Origin of the sequence: Sulfitobacter sp. M85 (assembly GCF_029285915.1) — a bacterium.
Lineage (GTDB): Bacteria > Pseudomonadota > Alphaproteobacteria > Rhodobacterales > Rhodobacteraceae > Sulfitobacter > Sulfitobacter faviae.
In genome coordinates, this window is the sequence record NZ_JABECQ010000002.1 from 247,942 (window position 1) to 268,182 (window position 20,241).

At 61.6% G+C, this 20,241-nt stretch carries 20 protein-coding genes; 7 read left to right on the forward strand and 13 right to left on the reverse strand.

What is annotated here, in order from left to right; genetic code table 11:
- Window positions 1-10 precede the first annotated feature (10 nt).
- The 7 genes from HKX24_RS05040 to HKX24_RS05070 form a co-directional block, all read right to left on the reverse strand.
- On the reverse strand, window positions 11-1,480 hold the full coding sequence (locus HKX24_RS05040; protein ID WP_271688036.1) for a CpaF family protein: 1,470 nt from the start codon (window positions 1,478-1,480) through the stop codon (window positions 11-13).
- Window positions 1,481-1,504: 24 nt separating this feature from the next.
- On the reverse strand, window positions 1,505-2,749 hold the full coding sequence (locus tag HKX24_RS05045) for an AAA family ATPase (RefSeq protein WP_271693167.1): 1,245 nt from the start codon (window positions 2,747-2,749) through the stop codon (window positions 1,505-1,507).
- 289 nt (window positions 2,750-3,038) lie between these two features.
- Window positions 3,039-3,713, reverse strand: coding sequence for an OmpA family protein (locus HKX24_RS05050; protein ID WP_271693168.1), 675 nt, complete (start codon window positions 3,711-3,713; stop codon window positions 3,039-3,041).
- Window positions 3,714-3,717: 4 nt separating this feature from the next.
- Entirely contained in the window at window positions 3,718-5,145 is a 1,428-nt protein-coding gene (locus HKX24_RS05055; protein WP_067267251.1) for a type II and III secretion system protein family protein, read from the reverse strand.
- A 204-nt stretch (window positions 5,146-5,349) separates the two neighbouring features.
- Window positions 5,350-6,210 carry a Flp pilus assembly protein CpaB gene (cpaB, locus tag HKX24_RS05060; protein ID WP_271688033.1) on the reverse strand — a complete coding sequence of 287 codons (861 nt, stop codon included), beginning with the start codon at window positions 6,208-6,210 and terminating at the stop codon, window positions 5,350-5,352.
- Window positions 6,211-6,611: 401 nt separating this feature from the next.
- Window positions 6,612-6,812, reverse strand: coding sequence for a hypothetical protein (locus HKX24_RS05065; protein WP_271693169.1), 201 nt, complete (start codon window positions 6,810-6,812; stop codon window positions 6,612-6,614).
- 1 nt (window position 6,813) lies between these two features.
- Entirely contained in the window at window positions 6,814-7,125 is a 312-nt protein-coding gene (locus HKX24_RS05070) for a hypothetical protein (protein ID WP_271693170.1), read from the reverse strand.
- Between the two features lie 58 nt (window positions 7,126-7,183).
- Between HKX24_RS05070 and HKX24_RS05075 the strand changes: the two genes are divergently transcribed.
- The gene (locus tag HKX24_RS05075; RefSeq protein ID WP_271693796.1) at window positions 7,184-7,987 is read left to right on the forward strand and encodes a lytic transglycosylase domain-containing protein; all 804 of its coding nucleotides are present in this window, start codon (window positions 7,184-7,186) and stop codon (window positions 7,985-7,987) included.
- Window positions 7,988-8,032: 45 nt separating this feature from the next.
- Here HKX24_RS05075 and HKX24_RS05080 read toward each other — a convergent pair whose 3' ends face one another.
- The 6 genes from HKX24_RS05080 to tldD all read right to left on the reverse strand — a co-directional run bounded on the left by HKX24_RS05080 (window position 8,033) and on the right by tldD (window position 15,780).
- Complete coding sequence (locus HKX24_RS05080; protein WP_271688030.1) at window positions 8,033-8,656, reverse strand: CoA transferase subunit B; 624 nt, start codon at window positions 8,654-8,656, stop codon at window positions 8,033-8,035.
- Window positions 8,656-9,360 (reverse strand): CoA transferase subunit A, encoded by a 705-nt coding sequence (locus HKX24_RS05085; protein ID WP_067267259.1) that lies wholly within the window; start codon window positions 9,358-9,360, stop codon window positions 8,656-8,658. The genes HKX24_RS05080 and HKX24_RS05085 overlap by 1 nt, the downstream gene beginning before the upstream one ends.
- Before the next feature lie 95 nt (window positions 9,361-9,455).
- The gene (locus HKX24_RS05090) at window positions 9,456-10,043 is read right to left on the reverse strand and encodes a L,D-transpeptidase (protein ID WP_271693172.1); all 588 of its coding nucleotides are present in this window, start codon (window positions 10,041-10,043) and stop codon (window positions 9,456-9,458) included.
- A 151-nt stretch (window positions 10,044-10,194) separates the two neighbouring features.
- Window positions 10,195-12,864 carry a type I DNA topoisomerase gene (topA, locus tag HKX24_RS05095; protein ID WP_271693797.1) on the reverse strand — a complete coding sequence of 890 codons (2,670 nt, stop codon included), beginning with the start codon at window positions 12,862-12,864 and terminating at the stop codon, window positions 10,195-10,197.
- Between the two features lie 243 nt (window positions 12,865-13,107).
- Complete coding sequence (gene dprA / locus HKX24_RS05100) at window positions 13,108-14,262, reverse strand: DNA-processing protein DprA (RefSeq protein ID WP_271693174.1); 1,155 nt, start codon at window positions 14,260-14,262, stop codon at window positions 13,108-13,110.
- A gap of 96 nt (window positions 14,263-14,358) precedes the next feature.
- Window positions 14,359-15,780: a metalloprotease TldD gene (gene tldD / locus HKX24_RS05105; RefSeq protein WP_271693176.1), complete on the reverse strand. Its 1,422-nt coding sequence runs from the start codon at window positions 15,778-15,780 to the stop codon at window positions 14,359-14,361.
- 179 nt (window positions 15,781-15,959) lie between these two features.
- On the opposite strand from tldD, the gene coxB reads away from it, so the two are divergent.
- From coxB to HKX24_RS05135, 6 genes are all read left to right on the forward strand, one after another.
- Complete coding sequence (gene coxB, locus HKX24_RS05110; protein ID WP_276153844.1) at window positions 15,960-16,877, forward strand: cytochrome c oxidase subunit II; 918 nt, start codon at window positions 15,960-15,962, stop codon at window positions 16,875-16,877.
- 60 nt (window positions 16,878-16,937) lie between these two features.
- The gene (cyoE, locus tag HKX24_RS05115; protein WP_271693180.1) at window positions 16,938-17,873 is read left to right on the forward strand and encodes a heme o synthase; all 936 of its coding nucleotides are present in this window, start codon (window positions 16,938-16,940) and stop codon (window positions 17,871-17,873) included.
- Window positions 17,873-18,040 carry a cytochrome C oxidase assembly protein gene (locus HKX24_RS05120; protein WP_271688021.1) on the forward strand — a complete coding sequence of 56 codons (168 nt, stop codon included), beginning with the start codon at window positions 17,873-17,875 and terminating at the stop codon, window positions 18,038-18,040. The genes cyoE and HKX24_RS05120 overlap by 1 nt, the downstream gene beginning before the upstream one ends.
- The gene (locus HKX24_RS05125; protein ID WP_271693181.1) at window positions 18,040-18,615 is read left to right on the forward strand and encodes a cytochrome c oxidase assembly protein; all 576 of its coding nucleotides are present in this window, start codon (window positions 18,040-18,042) and stop codon (window positions 18,613-18,615) included. Before HKX24_RS05120 ends, HKX24_RS05125 begins: the two co-directional genes overlap by 1 nt.
- Window positions 18,616-18,650: 35 nt before the next feature.
- A complete protein-coding gene (locus tag HKX24_RS05130; protein ID WP_271688018.1) occupies window positions 18,651-19,457 on the forward strand; it encodes a cytochrome c oxidase subunit 3 in 807 nt (268 codons plus the stop codon).
- A gap of 95 nt (window positions 19,458-19,552) precedes the next feature.
- Entirely contained in the window at window positions 19,553-20,239 is a 687-nt protein-coding gene (locus HKX24_RS05135; RefSeq protein ID WP_271693182.1) for an SURF1 family protein, read from the forward strand.
- Window positions 20,240-20,241 lie beyond the last annotated feature (2 nt).

Here is a 20,241-nt window from a genome sequence, read left to right on the forward strand (position 1 = left end):
GCATCAATCCTTACTGGGCCGCCACGGGTTCGTAGATGGAGGCGGGCAGGTCATAGCCCCACATGCGGAACCGCTCAGAGAAGTGGCTGCGCACGCCGGTGGCGGTGAAATGGCCGATGATCTTGTTCTCGGGCGTCAGGCCGACGCGCTGGAAGCGGAAGATCTCTTGCATCGAGATGACCTCGCCCTCCATGCCCGTGATCTCGGTGATCGAGGTCATCCGGCGCGAGCCGTCTTGCAAGCGGCTGGCCTGCACGATCAGGTTCACAGCCGAGGAGATCTGGCTTCGCATCGCCTTGAGCGGCATTTCGATCCCGGCCATGGCGATCATGTTTTCCAGACGGCTGATGCCATCGCGGGCCGAGTTGGCGTGAATTGTGGTCATGGAACCGTCGTGGCCAGTGTTCATCGCCTGCAACATGTCGATGACCTCTTCGCCGCGCGTCTCGCCGACGATGATGCGGTCGGGGCGCATCCGAAGGGCGTTTTTCAGACAGTCGCGAGGCGAGACTTCGCCCTTGCCTTCGACATTGGGCGGGCGGCTTTCCATCCGGCCCACATGGGTCTGTTGCAGTTGCAATTCGGCGGTGTCTTCGATGGTCAGAATGCGTTCAGCATTGTCGATGAAAGACGACAGCGCGTTGAGCGTGGTGGTCTTACCCGAGCCCGTACCGCCCGACACGATGATGTTGAGACGCGTGGCCACGGCGGCCTGCAAATAGGCGGCCATCTCTTCCGAGAAGGCGCCGAAGTTCACCAGATCGTCGATGCCCAGCTTGTCTTTCTTGAACTTACGAATAGACACGAGCGAGCCATCGACGGCCACCGGGGGCACCATGGCGTTGAAACGCGAGCCATCCTTGAGACGCGCGTCAACGTAAGGGTTGCTTTCATCCACCCGACGCCCCACCGCCGAGACGATCTTGTCGATGATCCGCAGCAGGTGTTTTTCGTCTTTAAAGGTGATGTCGGTCAATTGCAGCTTGCCGTCGCGTTCGACGAAAATCTGCTGCGGGCCGTTCACCAGAATATCGTTGACGCTGTCGTCTTTCAGCAGCGTCTCAAGGGGGCCAAGACCGGTGACCTCGTCATAAAGCTCGGAGTTCAGCGTCATGCGGTCTTCGCGGTTGAGCACGATGCTCTTTTCGGAAAGGATCTCGACGGCGATATCGTTGATTTCCTGCCGCAAATCAGCTTCCGAGGCATGTTCCAGCGCGGCGAGATTGAGGTTGTCCAAGAGCGCGCGGTGCAGTTCGAGCTTGATCTCACTCATCCGCTGCTTGCGCTTGACCTCACGGTCCTCCGGGGAAGCGGCGGCGGGTTTGACCGCGCGGCGCATTGAAACCGGTTTGGCTGCCGGTGCGGGCGCAGGTGCCGCGGGGGCGGGCTGGGCGGCTTTGGCTGGCTTGGCCTCACGCGCCGGCGCGGGGGCGGCGGCTTTCGGGGTGGCAGAGGCTGGTTTCTTGTATTTCGAGAACATCGGTACGGTCTTTCGCTAGGGGGCTCAGGCGGCTTGCGCCTGCTCGCCCTTGAGATCGTGGATGGAGCTTGCCAGTTTGGCGATTTCGCGGCGCAGTGGGCTTTTCGGCGCGGAATTGGCCAGCGGCAGCCCGTGGTCATTGGCCTGGGTCACCGCCTTGCCGCCATCGGGCATCTGCACGTCGATCGAAATGCTCAGCGATTCGGCCATGCGCTTGACCCGGCTCTTGGCGCTGAGATCGGTGAATTTCGGCGCGCGGTTCATCACATAGCGCAGCTTTTCAAAGGGCAGTTCCTCAGACTGCAGTGCCCGTTTGAAGCGCAGCGCGTTCTGGGCCGAGCGCATGTCGAGTTCCAGCATGGCAAAGTAGACATGCGCGCTGGTCAGCACCGTCTCGGACCATTGAACCAGCGTCGAGGGCATGTCGACGATGACATAGTCGAACTGGTTGCGCGCCATGTTGAGGATGCGGTCGATATCTTCGTTGGTCACGATATCGAGCGGCAGCATCTCTGCCGGGGCGGTCAGCACATGCAGCTTGTCTTCAAAGGTTTGCAGCGCTTGGCCAAAGATCTCTTCGTCCATGGATTCCGTGTCGGACATCATCTCATAGACTGCCTCGCGGCGTTGCAGATCAAGGAAGGTCGCGACCGAGCCATATTGCAGGTCGAAATCCAGCAGGCAGACCGAGGGCGGGTTTTTCTTGTCGGCATTCGCCAGTTCCCAAGCGAGGTTTACGGCAAGGGTCGTGGCCCCGGTGCCGCCAGCCAAACCATGCACGACGATCAGTGCGCCATCCTTTTGCGCACCGGCCTTCAACTGCGGCGCACTGTTGTCGGCTGCGGGGGCAGGGGGGGCATTCTCTCCGGCGCGGACGCGGGCAATGGCCTGTGCCAATTCGCCTTCGGGCAGCGGATAGGGGACGAACTCATCCGCCCCCTTCCGCAGCAGCGAATGCAACGCGGCGGGGGTCATGTCTTCGGCGATCAGGATCACCCGGATGTCGCGCGCCTTGGCCTGTGTGATGATTTCACTCATCAAAACGAGATTGTCCTCGTCGGTCTCATCCATGGCGAGGGCGACGAATTCCATCGCCTCGGCTTCGGGTTGGCTGAAGAATGCCAGCGCCTCGGCGAATCCCAGATCGCCCCAGCTTTCGCCCAAAGTGGCTTCCATATCTTCGATCAAGAGGTCGAAGTTCTGTACATCACGGCTGATTGTGCAGGCAACGATCGGCGCTGCTTCGGGTTGTGGCATAGTGCTGCTCATGACCTTTTGTCCTTTACATCAACGGTTTGGCCGGAGGGCGGCGATATTCTGTCGCTGCGAACGCTCTGACCTCTGCCTTATGCGCGGCTCTTGAGCCGGGCACATTTATCCTTCTGCGTCGAATATCACCCCCAACTGGGGCGAGATTGGGGCCAAAAAGCCTCTATTGTTGGGTATCTTGAAACGATACGTCCATTCGCGCCCGATTGGACATGGCTTTTCAGAGACGAAAACCCCCGCGGCCCAAAGGCGCGGGGGAATATTATCCGTGCGAAAGAAGGGCTTACCCTTACTCCCCGCCGCCGCCTGCCTCGGTGGCACCGGAGCTTAGCTGAGAGGGGGGCACGGCGCTGGCTACATATTCGCGGTAGATGATCTGCGCATATTTGCCGTCCAGCAGCATCGGGTGGCCCTGGACGAAGCCGCTGACCTCGGTCACCGTGCGCCGGTTGCGGCGCTCGCGGCCCTGGGTCACGATCAGCGGCTGCGTTTCGCCAAAGGAAACAACGGCTTCCAAACGGCTGGGGCTGATTCCCAAGGTCGAGAGATAGCGCACCACGGCCTGCGCCCGGCGCAGCCCCAAGCCGCGGTTATAGGCCTGCGAGCCGACCAGATCAGTGTGGCCATAGACGCGGAAGCGAATCTCGGGGAATTGGCGAATCCAGCTGGCCTGCTGGCGCAGGATGGCTTTCGCATTCGCGTCCAGTCGGGCCGAGTTGAAGGCGAAGGTCACGGTCGAGCGGACTTCGTTCGAGAAACGGTTCGCCAGATCAAAGGTCACACGCTTTTCGCCGGTCATGACTTGGCGGTTGTGCAATGTGGCATTGCCGAATTGGCCCGTGTCCACGATCGACCCCGCCTCGCGGTAGAACTGCGTATAGACCGGATCGTTGCTGGGGGCGCAGGCGGCGAGCCCGGCAAGGGCCGCGGTGCCCGCGATCAACGTGATATGTCTGCGTGTCATCGGATCAATCCAGTACATAACCGTAGGAACCGCGGAAGTCCTGCTTGGCCACTTCACCCGCAGCACCCCGGCTGGGGGTGCGGGTGCCATCCGCCGTGCGCCCGTGCAGGAACAGGTCTTTCTCAGAGGGCGGCTTGATGCGGTCCGTGGGCAGGGCCAGCGCTTCGCCACGGGTCGGGGTGACCAGATGGGCGGTGACGATGATGACCAGTTCGGTCTGGCTGCGCTGGTAATCTGCCGAACGGAACAGCGCGCCCAGCACCGGCACATCGCCGATCCACGGCAGTTGCCGCGTGCTGTCGGTGAAGTCGTCGGTCAAAAGGCCCGCGATGGCAAAGCTTTCCCCGTCACGCATCTCGACCGTGGTCGAGGTTTCGCGCCGGGTGAAGGCGGAAATCTCGATGCCGTTGCCCAATGAAATGCTGTTGCTTGCGTCGATGGCCGAAACGGCGGCGTTCATCTCAAGGTTGATGATATCCTTGTCCACGACGCGCGGGATAAAGGCGAGTTCTACGCCGAAGGGTTTGAACTCCACCGACACCGTATCACTGGTTTGGGCGACCGGGATCGGGTACTCGCCCCCGGCGAGGAACTTGGCCTCTTGCCCCGAAAGCGCCACGAGGTTCGGCTCTGCCAAGAACCGGACGACGCCTTTTTCTTCCAATGCTTCCAATAGGATGCCCACTTGGGTAGAGCCTGCGTTGAAACCGAAAAGCACCGCGCCCGCGTTCTGGTTTGCCGACGGGATCGACCCACCAAGCGATGTCGCGACCCCGCCTGACGTATTGGTGCTGCCGGTGCCCGCGCTGAAATCGGAGCCGCCGTTGATTGCCAGCGAGGAGCCGAGCGATTTCGACACATTGCGCTGCATCTCGGCAAAACGAACCTTCATCATGACCTGCTGAATGCCGCCCACGCTCATCAGGTTGCTGACCCGTTCGGGAGCGTAGCGTTCGGCCAGATCGAGCGCGCGTTGCAGCCGCTGTGTGGAAGAGACAATGCCCGACAGCACGATACCGTCATTGGCGGTGCGCACTTCGATCTTCTCACCCGGCAGGATTTGACGCAGCCGTTCTTTGAATTCAGAGACATCCGCCGCGACGCGGACATCGACATTGGTGATCAGCTGTCCCGCCGCGTCGAGCAGCGTGAGCGTGGTCAGCCCCGGCGATTTGCCCAACACATAGATCGTGCGGTCAGACAGAGAGGAAATATCCGCGATGCCGGGGTTGGCGATGCTGAGTTCCGCGAAGGGAATGTCGCTTTCCACCACCACGGCGCGGTTCATCGGGACGTCGAGGCTGGAATTAGTGCCGCGTTTGACAACGCGCAGCGTATCGGCGCCAGCTGAACTGGGCAGGGTCAATGCCATCGGCATTGCGCCCAGTGTCAGCCCCAGCAGGGCCGCTTTCAGAAATCTATCGATTTTCATGTGACCTGCCTTTTTGATCACGCCTCGGGATGGGTCTTTTTGCCCTCGTTTGGCAACACTCTGCGGCAATTCCAAATTTATTGCAAGAATCAAGCTCTTCGCGGGCGCTGTGCATGTGGGCTATGCGCAACATAGCTGCAAAAAGGAAAGACGCCGCATGGGGGTGCGGCGCCTTCATTAACTTAGCAAGAGGTTGTTTTCAGGTCAGTTTGTGCAAGGGATCGGCAGTTCGACCACCTCGGCCCCGCGGCGGGTGCGGATCGTGCAAACCTTTTCCTTGGTTACTTCGGCGATGGTCTCTTGCGCCTCGATTCCCAGAAGCGAGCGTTGGTCGACTTCGATGGCTTCGGCCACGGTGTCGTCATTCGTGCCGACGAGAGCGAGGGAGAGTTTGCCGGTCGATTGCGCTTGGGCGAGGGCGGCCACCTGTTGCGGCTTCACGGCCACTGTCACTGTCTTGGCGATCGAGGCTTCTTCCATCACCAGCGCATCGGCGCTCTGGTCGATGGCGATCAGTTGCACGCCAGATTCGATCAGCTTGGTCACATCGCCGTTGCTGGATTGGTTACCCACGTTCACGCGGCCCGTCCAATAGACATCCACCCGGTCGCCGGGACGCAGGAAGCCCGAAACGCCGCTAGAGACGTCGACTTTGATGGTGAAGGCACGCGTGCCGCGGGCCAAACGGGAGGTGAGACCGGAATCTTCGCCCGGCTCGGTCACCTTGACGGCCATGATCGCTTCATCTTTCTCGATGTTGCGCAGCACGATGCGTTGTTCTTTGGTGTTCTCAGGGAACAATACGGTTTCTTCGAAGAATGTACCTTCGGGAATGGCATTCTCTGGCCATTTCACGGCGCGAACGTCTTCGCGGGTAAGGGGCTGTCCGTATTTCAAAGGCTTGTCGGCCACCCAAACAGTTTTCGTCGGCACGACCTGCGCCAGCGCGGCTTGGGCTTGCGCGTTGGCGGCTTGATACTGTGAAATCCGGTCTTTCGCCAGATAAACGGCCCCGCCGGCAAGTGCGACACCTACCAAAAGAACCAATCCAAATACGGCTCGCATGATGTTACCTCTTTGCTATGGAAGCGAATCTCGGCTCGCTTTGATCACCCCGGCAAATTAGCTGCCGATTATGGCGAGAATTGGTCTGTGCGGGGGCGAGGGGGAGGAGTTTGGCATGGGGGGGCAGATTTGACGCTAGGTGCTGAGTTTAACCCGGATGTACTCGAGCAGCACGTCAATGCTATCGGAAAATAACCCAAGTACCAAAATTGCTAGGCCCACCAGTCCGCCGGTCAGGGCGACCCATTCCACGCTGATAGCACCGCTCTGATCGTTCGAGAAACTCTTAAGGAAGTTGTACACTGGAAGCTCCTGCCGATCGCAGACCTATGGCGTGAAAAAGGGCCGCATTCTCACAGAAGACGGCCCCTATTAGAAGCATGTAGCCTCTTGCAGCTACATTAGTCTTGGGAAGTGCGCGTAGCGGTGGTCTCGAAATCAGAGATGTCGTCAGAGATATTGTTCGCCATTGTTTGTGCGCTGTTGCCGATGGTGTTGAACGCAACAATAGCCAAGCCAACGATCGCAGCGGTCAGAACGACCCAGTCAACTGTCACGGCACCGTCTTCGTCTTTGCGGAAGTTTTTGATAAAGTTCATCATGTCATGTCCCTCCAAGGATCACTGAGTAAAAGGTCTTAACCTCGCCGTCCGGTTTGCCTCGCTCTCTCATTTGAAGCTGTCCGACTTGGTATGACCCTATATAGCCGTCAGATTGGGGCGCGAATTTGGCAGCAAACGTGCCTTTTTCAGACCCTTCGCCCTTTTCTTGTGAAAATTCACTAACGCACTGTTTAGATTGCGTTTTATTCTTTCGCCGAACCTTGCGGCGGCGCTTTTCCATCGCCGGACTTCGTAATTGCGGCGAAATCGCCATGATCCCCGCACCGAACGCTGGTCCGATTCCGCGATTCATGTGATATTGCCGATCAAAGGCGCGTCAGACGCAAGGTAGAGCAGGCATGTATCGCATAATGGCAATCTCGCTGGTCACGGCCCTCATGGCCCCTGCCGCCGTGGCGGAGGGACCGAAACCCTTTCCTGAGTTTTCCGCGAAGCGAGTCGCCCCGCCCAAGAAGGGGGCCAAACGCATCACCGTGCAAATTGATCCGGCAGCCCGCGCCGCCGCGGCTGCGGAGGTGGAGGCAGGGCCCGCCGTGGCTGCGACGCCGAGCGGTGCGATTGCGCCATTGAACGCGGGGCAGTTCGATTGGTTCTGGGAAAAGGTCTCTCCCGCGGCGGATAGGGGCGGGGCAGGGCGGTTGGCCCCCGCGATGGCAGCACTTTCCAACGGCAAAGTGCCCGCACCGCGCCTGCAACATTTGCAAGATATCGCGCGCAGCAATGGGGTGGACATCTTGCGCGCCACCGTGGGCACCAAGGTCTCTCCGGCGCTCGTGTTGGCGGTGATCAGCGTGGAATCAGCAGGCCGGGCCGATGCGGTGAGCCGGGCGGGGGCGGCTGGCCTGATGCAACTGATGCCCGATACCGCCGCCCGTTTTGGCGTGCGCGACAGTATGATCGCGGCCGAGAATATCTCAGGCGGGGTCAAATACCTCGACTGGCTGATGGGGGAGTTCGACCGCGATCCGATTCTCGTGCTGGCGGGTTATAACGCGGGTGAGGGGTCGGTGCGCAAGCATGCGGGCGTGCCGCCTTTTGCTGAGACGCGCGACTATGTGCCCAAGGTGCTGGCGGCGTTCCAAGTGGCGCAGGGGCTTTGCCTGACCCCGCCGGAACTGATCAGCGATGGCTGCGTCTTTGCCGCGATGAACTGATCGCGACGGGCATGCCCCCGGCGGAAGCCGCCGAGGGCTGAATTTTCATACGATGGTCGCTTGGGTCGCGGCGCGCAGCTCTTCCTCGGTCACGCCATCGGCGCATTCGACGATTTTCAAGCCACCTTCGACCACATCGAGCACACCGAGGTTGGTGATGATCCGGTCGACCACACCCTTGCCGGTCAGCGGCAGGGTACATTCTTTCAAGACCTTCGAGTCACCGGCCTTGTTCTGGTGGTCCATCACGACGATGACCTTGCGGACACCGGCCACGAGGTCCATCGCGCCGCCCATGCCCTTGACGAGCTTGCCGGGGATCATCCAGTTCGCCAGATCGCCGTTCTCAGCCACTTCCATGGCGCCGAGGATCGCCGCCGCGATCTTGCCGCCGCGGATCATGCCGAAGGACATGGCGCTGTCGAAATAGGCGGTGCGGCTCAGCTCGGTGATGGTCTGCTTGCCGGCGTTGATCAGGTCTGGGTCTTCCTCGCCCTCGTAGGGGAAGGGGCCCATGCCCAGCATGCCGTTCTCGGACTGAAGGGTAATGTCCTTGTCGCCGACGTAATTCGCCACCAGCGTCGGAATACCGATGCCGAGGTTCACATACATGCCGTCTTCGAGTTCCTCTGCGGCCCGCGCCGCCATCTGATCTCTATCCCAAGGCATTATGCGTCCTCCCGCTTGCGTGTCGTGACCTTCTCGATGCGTTTTTCGTGCTCGCCTTGAATGATGCGATGCACATAGATGCCCGGCAGGTGGATGTGGTCGGGGTCGAGGCTGCCGCGGGGGACGATCTCTTCGACTTCGACGATGCAGACCTTGCCGCACATGGCCGCCGGCGGGTTGAAGTTGCGCGCGGTCTTGCGGAAGACGAGGTTGCCGGTGTCATCGGCCTTCCACGCTTTCACGATCGACAGATCGGCAAAGATGCCCTCTTCGAGGATGTAATCCTCACCGTGGAACTGTTTCACTTCCTTGCCCTCGGCGATCTGGGTGCCGACGCCGGTCTTGGTGTAGAAGCCGGGGATGCCCGCACCACCGGCGCGCATGCGCTCGGCCAAGGTGCCCTGGGGGTTGAATTCCAATTCCAGTTCGCCCGACAGATACTGGCGCATGAATTCGGCATTCTCCCCCACATAGGAGGAGATCATCTTTTTCACCTGCCGCGATTGCAGCAGAATGCCGATGCCGAAGTCATCGACGCCCGCATTGTTCGACGCAAAGGTGAGGTCTTTGGCCCCGTTTTCCTTGATCGCCTGCAACAGCAATTCCGGAATGCCGCAAAGGCCAAAGCCCCCGGCGGCGATCAGCATGCCGTCCGATAGAACGCCTTCCAGCGCCTCGGCGGCGGATCCATAGATTTTGTTCACGGGCGACCTCCCTACAGTTTCGCTGCGCCATATGTGACCCTGCGTCGTGGCAGTGTCAATTACGTGGTGCTACGCAGGAAAGGCCGCCCGGAAGGTCAGATGATGCGCACCTGCGTGCCCACGGGGCAGAGGCCGAAAAGCTCTTCGATCTTCTCGTTGTAAAGCCCGATGCAGCCGTCCGAAGACCGCCGCCCGATCTTGCGCGTGTCATGGGTGCCGTGGATGATATAGGCAGGCCAGCTAAGATACATCGCATGGGTGCCGAGCGGATTGTCCGGGCCCGGCGGCATGTATTTGTAATGCGGGAAACGCTCCATCATGGAGGCGGTGGGCGTCCAATCAGGGCCGACTTTCTTGCGCACAATTTCGGTATAGCCGCGCTTGGTCAACTCTTCGGTGGCGGGCACCGAGGTGGGGTAGACCTTGTAGGTCTGGCCGTCCGCGCTCCAGTAATGCAGGGCGCGGCTGGTGGTGTCCGCCACGATCGCGCCTTTGCCAAGGCTGTCGAAATGGTCCTGCCAACGCTGGGTGGCAAAGCTCGACGTGTTGCGCGACACCGGAGGTTCGGCGGAATATTCGCGGGGCGCTTGGCCGGGTTCCTGCGCACGCAGGATCTGCGGCGTCATCAGCGCCGCGCCGCTTGCGGCGATCAGCCCGCGCCGGGTGAATTTCATGCCTGACATTGATCTGCCTTTCATAGTGGTCTTGCCGCCGCCCCTGATCCGAAAATCGAAGGGGAATGGCAAATCACATATTCATGATGCTGGATATAAAGGCAGGCCACAGGCGGAACCGCGCCGATCCCCCGGCGCGGTTGCTGTGCCTAGGCGCGGCTTACGCGCTGTCGGCTTTTTTCGCGGTTGTTTTCTTGGCCGCGGGTTTCTTGGCCTCCGTTTTTGCCGGAGCCTTCTTGGTGGCCGTCTTTTTCGCCCCGGGCTTTTTGGCTGCCGTCTTCTTGGCCGGTGCCTTCTTCGTCGCCGCTTTGCGTTTGGCGGGGGATTTGGCGAGCTTCTCTTCGATCAGCTCCACCGCGCGCTCCATGGTCAGGTCTGCCGGTTCGATCTCTTTCGGGATCGTGGCGTTCACCTTTTCCCATTTCACATAAGGCCCGTATTTGCCCTCCATGACGTTGACCGCGCCGCCCATATCCGGGTGCTCGCCCATCTCGCGGATCGGTTTCGCGGCCTTGCCCCGGCCACCGCGGCTGGCGACTTTCTCGGCCAACAACTGCACCGCGCGGTTCATGCCGACGGTCCAAACCTCATCGATGCCTTCGAGATTGGCATTGGTGCCGCCCCGATGCGAGGTGCTTTCGGCGTGCTTGATGTAAGGCCCATAGCGCCCGATGTTGGCCCAGACCATGACGCCATCCTCGGGGTGGGGGCCGATCTCACGCGGGAGCGACAGGAGCATCACGCCCTGTTCCAGCGTCAGATCCTCGGGCACCCAATCCTTGGGGATCGACTGGCGCGGGGGTTTCTTGTTCTCTTCCGTCACCGGGCCGCGCTGGACGTAAGGCCCGAAGCGACCCTTGAAAACGCGAATTTCGTCGCCCTGATCCTCACCCAGCAGCTTGCCGTCGGGCGGAATGGCGGAGGCTTCGGCCTCCGGGTCTGGTGGGCCGAAGGGGCGGGTATAGCGGCATTCGGGGTAGTTCGAACAGCCGATGAAGGCACCGCCTGAGCGCGCGGTGCGCATCGACAGGCGGCCAATCTCGCAATTGGGGCAAAGCCGCGGGTCACTGCCGTCTTCGGTGGGCGGGAAGAGATGCGGCTCCAGTACCTCGTTGATCTTTTCCAGCACCTCGGTGATGCGCAGCTCCGACGTCTCCGCGATGGCGGCCGAGAAATCGCGCCAGAAGCGGCGCAGCACTTCTTTATAGGCGGCATCCCCGGCGCTGACCTTGTCGAGTTGATCCTCCAGATCGGCGGTGAAGTCATAGCCGATGTAGCGGCGGAAATAATTCTCAAGGAAGGCGGTCACCAGACGGCCCTTGTCCTCGGGGATCAGGCGGTTGCCATCCTTGCGAACATATTCGCGGTCCTGAATCGTGGTGACGATGCTGGCATAGGTCGAGGGGCGGCCGATGCCGAGCTCTTCCATCTTCTTGACCAGCGTCGCCTCGGTGTAGCGCGGCGGGGGCTGGGTGAAATGTTGCTCGGGCGTGACGCTGCGCTTGTCCATCGCGTCGCCTTGGCTGATCTGGGGCAGGCGTTTGTCGTCCTCGTCGACGACATCGTCGCGGCCTTCCTCGTAGACCTTCAGGAAGCCATCAAACAACACGACCTGACCGTTGGCACGCAGACCCACCTGCGCGTCATCGCTGCCGATCTCCACGGTGGTGCGCTCAAGACGCGCGCTTTCCATCTGGCATGCCAGCGTGCGTTTCCAGATCAGGTCATAGAGTTTCGCCTGATCGGCATCGAGCTTCAGCGCCTTGGCGTCCTTGGTCATATCCGTCGGGCGGATACATTCGTGGGCTTCCTGCGCGTTCTTCGCCTTGTTCTTGTAGATGCGCGGCTCTTTCGGGACATAATCCGCGCCAAACCGGTCCTTGATCGCATCGCGCGCCATCGAGACGGCCTCTGGCGCCATGTCGATGCCGTCGGTTCGCATGTAGGTGATGTGGCCGGCCTCATAGAGGCGCTGTGCGGTCGACATGGTCTGGCGTGCGCCCATCGAAAACTTGCGGCTGGCCTCCTGTTGCAGGGTCGAGGTCATGAAGGGGGCCGAAGGGTTGCGGCTCGCCGGTTTCGCCTCGACGTTCATCACCTTCAGCGCGCGGGAGGTGATCGCCTGCACCGCCATTTCGGCCTGCGTGGCATCGGCGAGATCGAAGCGTTCCAGCTTGTTTCCGGCGAGCGAGATAAGGCGGGCTTCGAACTCCTGCCCGCGCGGGGTGGCGAGCAGCGCCTTTACCGACCAATACTCACGGGCGCGGAAAGCCTCGATCTCCATCTCGCGCTCGACGATGAGGCGCAGGGTGACCGATTGCACGCGGCCCGCAGACTTGGCGCCCGGCAGCTTGCGCCAGAGCACGGGGGAGAGGTTGAACCCCACCAGATAGTCCAGCGCGCGTCGGGCGAGGTAGGCCTCTACCAGCGGCATGTCGACCTGACGCGGGTTCTGCATCGCCTCGGTCACCGCCTTCTGGGTGATCTGGTTGAAGACCACGCGGCTGACGGGCGTGTCTTTCTTGATCGATTTGCGCTTGGTCAGCGCCTCTTGCAGGTGCCAGCTGATCGCCTCACCCTCGCGGTCGGGGTCAGTCGCGAGGATCAATGCGTTGTCTTGGGCCAGCGCATCGGCGATGGCTTTGACGTGTTTCTTGCTGTCGCTGGCGACCTCCCATTTCATGTCGAAATCGGCGTCGGTATCCACCGAGCCGTCTTTTGGCGGCAGGTCGCGGACGTGGCCGTAAGAGGCGAGAACGGTGTAATCGTCGCCCAGATATTTGTTGATCGTTTTGGCCTTGGCTGGGGATTCGACGACGACGACGGGCATAAATACAGGCACCTTAGATCAAAAACGGGGGCGGCTTTGCGCTGTCTCATGTGGGATTGCAGGGGTGTTTGTCAATGCAGCTGCTGCGTATCACGGGTTTGCGGCGCAGCGGTTTCGCGGGCCGGATGGGCCGTTTCGGCGCCATTGACGGTCGGCATTCGAGGCTTGATTGGCCCGACCAAGTGCCGCGCGGTTGGTCCCGGGTTTCGCGGCGCTTTGACCGGGCCGCGCTCCTTCGCGGCATCAGGCAGAGCGGCTGAGCAGCCCGCCGGGTTGGCGCTGAATTTCCCCCTCCATCTCAAGATCGAGGAGCGCGGGGGCGACATCGCTGCTGGGCACTTGCAGGTCGCGGATCAATTGATCCTCCGCAACCGGCGCATGGCCGAGACGAGAGAGGATCTGCGCATGGAGCTTCGCGACAGGGCTTTGGTTTCGCGGCGGCGTTTCCGGGCGCGGGGCCGCGGGGGGCTTGCTGCGGGGTAGCGGGGGCTGAGTTTTCTCATCCGGCAAAACCTCCAACACATCCGCGGCAGAGCGCACCAGCACCGCGCCGTCGCGGATCAGCATGTTGCAGCCTGCCGCGCGGGCGTCCATCGGGTGGCCGGGGACCGCCAGCACGTCACGGCCCTGATCGAGAGCGTCGCGAGCGGTGATTAAACTGCCCGAGCGGGCCGCCGCCTCAACCACCACCGTCGCGCGGCTCAGGCCCGAGATGATGCGATTGCGGCGGGGGAAGTGCCGGGCCATCGGTTGCAGCCCCATCGGTTGCTCTGACAGCCGCAGCCCCTGCGCGGCAATTTGACGGGCCAGCGCAGTGTTCTCATTAGGGTATATAATGTCGACCCCGCCCGCCTGCACGGCGATGGTGCCGCGGGGCAATGCGGCCTCATGCGCCGCCGCGTCGATCCCCCGGGCTAGTCCGGAGACGACGACAAAATCAGCTTCCCCCAATTCGGCGGCGAGGCTGCGGGCCATGCGTAGACCAAGCGAAGAGGCGTTTCGCGCGCCCACGAGGGAGATCATCGGACGGGCCAGCAATGCCGGGTCGCCGATCAGCCATAGGAAGGGCGGCGCATCGGGGAGGTCGCCGAGCAGGCGCGGGTAGGGTGCCTCCCCCTCGACCAGTAGCCGGGCCCCGTCGCGGCGGGCGGCGTTGAGTTCCGCCTGAACCACCCCTTCGGGGCAGATGCGGTAGTCTGATATCCCGGCGGCACGCGCGACTTCCGGGAGCGCCTTCAGCGCCTCTTGGGCAGAGCCATGTTCATCCAGCAGGCGCCGATAGGTCGAAATACCCACGCGGCGAGAGCGCAACAGACGAAGCCGGGCAAACTGTTCATCTTCCTGGGTGGGTGGGAGTGGGGGGTGAGTGGAAGAAGGATGTAGGTCCTTGTCAGTCATCCCGAAACTCCGTCCGTTGCAGAATCAGGTATAGGATTTAGTGCTTAACAACCTATGAACATTTCCCCGCGTATTTGATTCAACCCCAGCGTGCCGTCAGGTCGCAGCGCCGCCGACAGTCAGCCCGCCGATCATCAAAGTGGGCTGGCCCACACCCACCGGCACCCATTGCCCCTGTTTGCCACAGTTGCCCATGCCGGGGTCTAGCGTCGGGTCATTGCCGATGGCGCGGATCTTTTGCAAGGCCGTGGCCCCATCGCCGATTAACGTGGCGCCTTTGACCGGCGCGCCGATCTTGCCGTTTTGCACGCGGTAGGCCTCGGTGCAGGAGAAGACGAATTTACCATTGGTGATATCGACCTGACCGCCGCCGAAACCCACGGCATAGATCCCGTCCTTGAGGTCAGCCACGATATCGCCCGGTGCCGCCTCGCCGCCCAGCATATAGGTATTGGTCATGCGCGGCATCGGGATATGCGCATAGGACTGCCGCCGCCCGTTGCCCGTTGAGGCGCTGCCCATCAGCCGCCCATTCTGACGGTCCTGCATATAGCCGACCAGCTTACCATCTTCGATCAGCACATTGCGCGCCGAGGGGGTGCCCTCGTCATCGACAGAGATTGAGCCGCGCCGGTCGGGGATCGTGCCGTCATCCAGCACGGTCACGCCCTTGGCTGCGATCTGTTGGCCCATCAACCCGGCAAAGGCGCTGGAGCCCTTTCGGTTGAAATCGCCCTCAAGCCCGTGGCCGATGGCTTCGTGGAGCAGGATGCCGGGCCAGCCGGGGCCAAGCACCACGTCCATCACGCCCGCGGGGGCAGGGACGGCTTCAAGGTTCACGCAGGCGATGCGCAGGGCTTCGCGGACCTTGGCCTGCCAGTCTTCGGGGGCGAGCATACCGTCGAGCCCGATCCGCCCGCCGCCGCCGACACCGCCGCTCTCGCGGCGGCCATCCTGCTCGACAATGACCGAGACATTGACCCGCGTCATGGGGCGCACGTCGCGCACCGAATGCCCTTCGGGGCGAAGAATCTCGACCTCCTGAATGCTGGCGGCGATCGTGGCGCTCACCTGTACTACGCGGGGATCGAGGCTTCGGGCATAGGCGTCGATCTCGCGCAGGGTATCGACCTTGACCGGGAAGGCGTGGCCTGCGATCGGGTCTTCGTCCGTATAAAGCCGCTTGTTGCTGGCCTGAGGGGCATCGGCCCAAGTGCCACCGCCATCGCCCACTGCCAGCCGCGCCGTTTCCGCCGCGCGGCGTAGGGCCGCTTCGCTCATCTCGGTCGAATGGGCGTAGCCTGCGACTTCGCCGCGCACGGCGCGCAGGCCAAAGCCCTCGGCGGCGTCATAGCTGGCGGTTTTGAGGCGTCCGTCGTCGAAAACCAGCGCCTCAGAGCGGCGCCGTTCGAGGAATAATTCGCCGTCATCGGCACCGGCCACGGCCTCGCGCAGCACGCTCAGAGCGGTTTCTCGGTCCAGATCGGCCTCGAAGGGGGTGAAATGCGCGCGGCTCATCGGGGGTATCCTTACTTGCTGTCACAAAACTGTCTCGCGCGGCTCTATGACGCAAGCATGTGACTTTATCTTGTAGGCAGAATATGATTGTAAGCACCCAGGATTACAACGGCACCGGATCGCAGCAGCGGTTTGGGGTGCTTATCGGCTTCTTAATGGTCACAAGATCAGGACGACATATGAAACATCTACTCCCCCTTTCCGGTCTTTTGACCAGCCTTGCCGCCCTGCCTGCATTGGCACAGGACAGCCTGCGCATTGACGGGCTTGATGTCATCGGCAGACCTGTTGACGGCGAGACAGGCTTTCAACCCGCCGTTACCGAATTGGCGCGGGATATCCATGATTTGGATCACCTGATTCTGGTGATCATCGCCGCGATCACCGTCTTCGTGACCGGCCTGATCATCTGGGTCATGATCCGCTACAACAAAAAGCGGAACCCGAACCCCTCGTCCTTCACCCACCACACCCCGATCGAGATCGCTTGGACCATCGGGCCGATTCTCATCCTTGTGCTGATCGGTGCCTATTCGCTGCCGATCCTGTTCCGTCAGCAGGAAATTCCCGAAGCGGACATCACGATCAAGGCCATCGGCAACCAGTGGTACTGGACCTATGAATATGTCGACGAAGAGATCGCCTTTGACAGCTACATGATCGGCGCTCCGGCCACGCTGGGCGATGGCGATGAGGACGTGACACCCTTCGTGCTGAATGACGCGATGGTCGCCAAGCTTGAAGACGAAGGCTACAGCCGCGATGACTTCCTGCTGGCCACCGATACTTCGGTCGTGATCCCCGTGGGTAAGACCATCGTCGTGCAGGTCACCGCCAGCGACGTGATCCACTCTTGGACCATCCCCGCCTTCGGCGTGAAACAGGATGGCGTGCCGGGCCGTCTGGCCGAACTGTGGTTCACCGCCGAGCAGGAGGGCGTCTACTACGGCCAGTGTTCCGAGCTTTGCGGTCAGGCGCACGCCTATATGCCGATCACCGTCAAAGTGGTTTCGGAAGAGGCCTATGCGGAATGGCTTGGCAACGCCAAGGCGGAATATGCCGGCATCGAACAGCCGCTGACCGTCGCCTCTAAGTAAGCCAGTGCCACGGGGCAGGGCGCAGGCCCGTGCCCCGTGTTTATCCTTGGAAGGTTCGGGATGACTGACATCACCAATACGCCAACAAGTGAATACGACGCGCAGCTGGGGGATTACTTCGCCCTGCTGAAACCGCGCGTCATGTCGTTGGTCGTCTTCACGGCCTTCGTAGGGCTGTTGGCCGCGCCGGTTTCGGTCAATCCCGTCATCGGCTTTTGCGCGATCTTGTTCATCGCCATCGGCGGCGGAGCCTCGGGCGCGCTGAACATGTGGTGGGACGCCGATATCGACGCGGTGATGCGCCGCACGCGCGGGCGCCCGATCCCCTCGGGCCGGGTTCAACCCGGAGAGGCGCTGACGCTTGGCGTGGCGCTCTCGGGTCTGTCGGTGATGATGCTGGCGCTGGCGACCAACCTTCTGGCGGGGGGGATGTTGCTCTTTACCATCCTATTCTACGCCGTCTTCTACACCATGTGGCTCAAACGGCTGACGCCGCAGAATATCGTCATCGGCGGTGCCGCGGGGGCTTTCCCGCCGGTGATCGGCTGGGTCGCGGCCACGGGCAGCTTCTCGGTCGAGGCATGGCTGATGTTCGCGCTGATCTTCATGTGGACCCCGCCGCATTTCTGGGCGCTGGCGCTCTTCATGCGCTCGGACTACGACGACGCCAAGGTGCCGATGCTGACCGTGACCCATGGCCGTCCGGCCACGCGCCTGCATATCTTCGTCTACACCGTCCTTCTGGCTGCACTGGCCATCGGCACGGCCTTCACTGCCATCGGCGGCATCTTCTACTTCGCCGTGGCGCTGGTGCTGAACGCGGCCTTCCTCTTGGGGGCCTACCGCATCTGGAAGCGGGATGAGGTCATGGCCGAGGGTGACGACTATGACGAAGAGCGCAAGTTCTTCCGCCTGTCGCTGGCCTATCTCTTCTTGCACTTCGGCGCGATCCTGGGCGAAGCGGCCCTGCGCACCTTTGGCTTGGGAGGCTGGTAATGGGCATCCGACCAGAGCATGAGCTTCACAATCGCCGCCGCGGCCGCAACATCGGCGTGGGCCTGATGCTGGGCGCCTTCGTGGTACTGATCATGGCGTTGACCTACGTCAAGATCACCCAGACCGATTTCGAACTCCCCCCGGAGCAACGCGAGGTGACACAGTAATGGCGCTTTCCGGTCCTCAGAAAACAGTGATGCAAACCGTTGGCGTGGTGGTGCTCATGGGCGGGCTCGCCTGGGCGTCGGTGCCGTTCTACGACTGGTTCTGCCGCGTTACCGGCTTTGGCGGCACGCCGGGTCAGGTCTCTGCCGCCAGCGCCGATGTGCTGGATCAGACAGTCAAGGTGCGGTTCGACGGCTCCCTGAACGACGGTATGCCGTGGGAATTCAAACCCGTCGTCCGCGAAATGGAGATCCGCATCGGCGAGACCGGTTTGGCTTTCTACGAGGCGTACAACCCGACCGACAAACCGGTGGCGGGGCAGGCGAGCTATAACGTCACCCCGTATACCGCCGGGGCCTTCTTCGAGAAGATCGACTGCTTTTGCTTTACCGAACAGGTGCTGGCCCCAGGCGAGCGCGTGCAGATGCCGGTAAGCTTTTTCGTCGACCCGGAAATGGTCGAAGACCGTGATGGGAAGTTTGTACATACCATCACTCTGTCCTATACATTCTACGAAATTGACCTGCCCGAGGGCTATGCCGCCCTTGATCAGGACAGCGCCACAACAACCAATTAACGACCTGATTGAACAAAGGTGAGGGACCCGCAACCATGGCCCATGCAAAAAACCACGACTACCATATTCTCCCCCCCTCGACCTGGCCGCTGCTGGGGTCGGTAGGCGGATTTGTCATGCTGGCGGGCGCTGTCCTGTGGATGCACGGGATGACCCCCTTCGTCTTCTTGGGCGGTCTGGTGGCCACACTCTACGTCATGTTCGGCTGGTGGGCCGAAGTCGTCTCGGAAAGCGAAGTGGGCGACCACACCGGCGTGGTGCGCATCGGCCTGCGCTATGGCTTCATCCTTTTCATCATGTCCGAAGTGATGTTCTTCGTCGCGTGGTTCTGGTCCTTCTTCAAACAGGCCCTTTACCCGATGTATGAATATGTCGGCACGGAATACGTCCAGCCCGACATTCACGCGGTCGACGCTTTCCACCTGCCGCTGATCAACACGCTGGTCCTGCTGCTGTCGGGCTGTGCCGTGACATGGGCGCACCATGCGCTGGCCCATGAAAACAACCGCAAAGACCTGATCTCGGGCCTGACCATCGCGGTGATCCTCGGCGTGCTTTTCACCGCGCTGCAGGCTTACGAATACTATGAACTGCTGGTCCATGACGATTGGACATTCGGCGGCGACATGTATTTCTCCAGCTTCTTCATGGCGACCGGCTTCCACGGTTTCCACGTGATCATCGGCACGATCTTCCTCTTCGTCTGCCTGCTGCGCGCCATGCGCGGCCACTTCACCCCCGAACGCCACGTCGGCTTCGAGGCGGCAGCGTGGTACTGGCACTTCGTTGACGTGGTCTGGCTGTTCCTCTTCTTCGCCGTCTACATGTGGGGCCAGCCCTGAACATAGGGCGGGGTTGCATCCGCGCCCCACACCCGTAAAACCCAAACGCGCGAAGCCCTCTTCGCGCGTTTGTCGTTTCAGCCAGAGAGATTCGAATGCGGCGCAGCCTGTTCTTCATCATCGTCGGCCTTGGCGGGGCAGCCATCCTCGTCGCACTCGGGGTCTGGCAGGTGCAGCGGCTGGCGTGGAAAGAGGCGATCATAGCCGACATCAACAACCGCATCGCCGCAACACCCGTGGCCTTGCCCGCCGATCCCGATCCAGAAGCCGACGCCTATCTGCCCGTCACCGTCAGCGGAGAAATCGGGGAGCAGGCGCTGCATGTGCTGGTCAGCCAAAAGCAGAAAGGCGCAGGTTACCGCGTCATTGCACCCATGGCGTTGGAGAGCGGACGGCGCGTGCTCATCGACCTCGGCTTTACCGCCACATCGAACAAAGACGCTATCGCCCCCGCAGGCACCGCCACCCTGACCGGCAACCTGCAATGGCCTCAGGAGGTCGACAGTTTCACGCCCGAGGCCGACATGGATCGCAACATCTGGTTCGCCCGCGATGTTGAGGTCATGGCCGAAACACTCGACACCGAACCGCTTTTGATCGTCATGCGCGAAGGCGCCGGGCCGGACCCAAAGATCACCCCGCTGCCCGTCGATACCGCCCGCATCCCCAACGATCACTTGCAATATGCGATCACCTGGTTTTCCCTCGCCGCCATCTGGCTGGCGATGACCGTCCTTTTCCTGCGCCGCCGCCGCGCCCCTGCAACGCCGAAAGTCGACTGACC

Coding starts and splice junctions, on each gene's coding strand:
- HKX24_RS05040 (WP_271688036.1), bottom strand. CDS start 1,480: ATGTTCTCGAAATACAAGAAACCAGCCTCTGCCACCCCGAAAGCCGCC.
- HKX24_RS05045 (WP_271693167.1), bottom strand. CDS start 2,749: ATGAGCAGCACTATGCCACAACCCGAAGCAGCGCCGATCGTTGCCTGC.
- HKX24_RS05050 (WP_271693168.1), bottom strand. CDS start 3,713: ATGACACGCAGACATATCACGTTGATCGCGGGCACCGCGGCCCTTGCC.
- HKX24_RS05055 (WP_067267251.1), bottom strand. CDS start 5,145: ATGAAAATCGATAGATTTCTGAAAGCGGCCCTGCTGGGGCTGACACTG.
- cpaB (WP_271688033.1), bottom strand. CDS start 6,210: ATGCGAGCCGTATTTGGATTGGTTCTTTTGGTAGGTGTCGCACTTGCC.
- HKX24_RS05065 (WP_271693169.1), bottom strand. CDS start 6,812: ATGATGAACTTTATCAAAAACTTCCGCAAAGACGAAGACGGTGCCGTG.
- HKX24_RS05070 (WP_271693170.1), bottom strand. CDS start 7,125: ATGAATCGCGGAATCGGACCAGCGTTCGGTGCGGGGATCATGGCGATT.
- HKX24_RS05075 (WP_271693796.1), top strand. CDS start 7,184: ATGGCAATCTCGCTGGTCACGGCCCTCATGGCCCCTGCCGCCGTGGCG.
- HKX24_RS05080 (WP_271688030.1), bottom strand. CDS start 8,656: ATGCCTTGGGATAGAGATCAGATGGCGGCGCGGGCCGCAGAGGAACTC.
- HKX24_RS05090 (WP_271693172.1), bottom strand. CDS start 10,043: ATGTCAGGCATGAAATTCACCCGGCGCGGGCTGATCGCCGCAAGCGGC.
- topA (WP_271693797.1), bottom strand. CDS start 12,864: ATGCCCGTCGTCGTCGTCGAATCCCCAGCCAAGGCCAAAACGATCAAC.
- dprA (WP_271693174.1), bottom strand. CDS start 14,262: ATGACTGACAAGGACCTACATCCTTCTTCCACTCACCCCCCACTCCCA.
- tldD (WP_271693176.1), bottom strand. CDS start 15,780: ATGAGCCGCGCGCATTTCACCCCCTTCGAGGCCGATCTGGACCGAGAA.
- coxB (WP_276153844.1), top strand. CDS start 15,960: ATGAAACATCTACTCCCCCTTTCCGGTCTTTTGACCAGCCTTGCCGCC.
- cyoE (WP_271693180.1), top strand. CDS start 16,938: ATGACTGACATCACCAATACGCCAACAAGTGAATACGACGCGCAGCTG.
- HKX24_RS05120 (WP_271688021.1), top strand. CDS start 17,873: ATGGGCATCCGACCAGAGCATGAGCTTCACAATCGCCGCCGCGGCCGC.
- HKX24_RS05125 (WP_271693181.1), top strand. CDS start 18,040: ATGGCGCTTTCCGGTCCTCAGAAAACAGTGATGCAAACCGTTGGCGTG.
- HKX24_RS05130 (WP_271688018.1), top strand. CDS start 18,651: ATGGCCCATGCAAAAAACCACGACTACCATATTCTCCCCCCCTCGACC.
- HKX24_RS05135 (WP_271693182.1), top strand. CDS start 19,553: ATGCGGCGCAGCCTGTTCTTCATCATCGTCGGCCTTGGCGGGGCAGCC.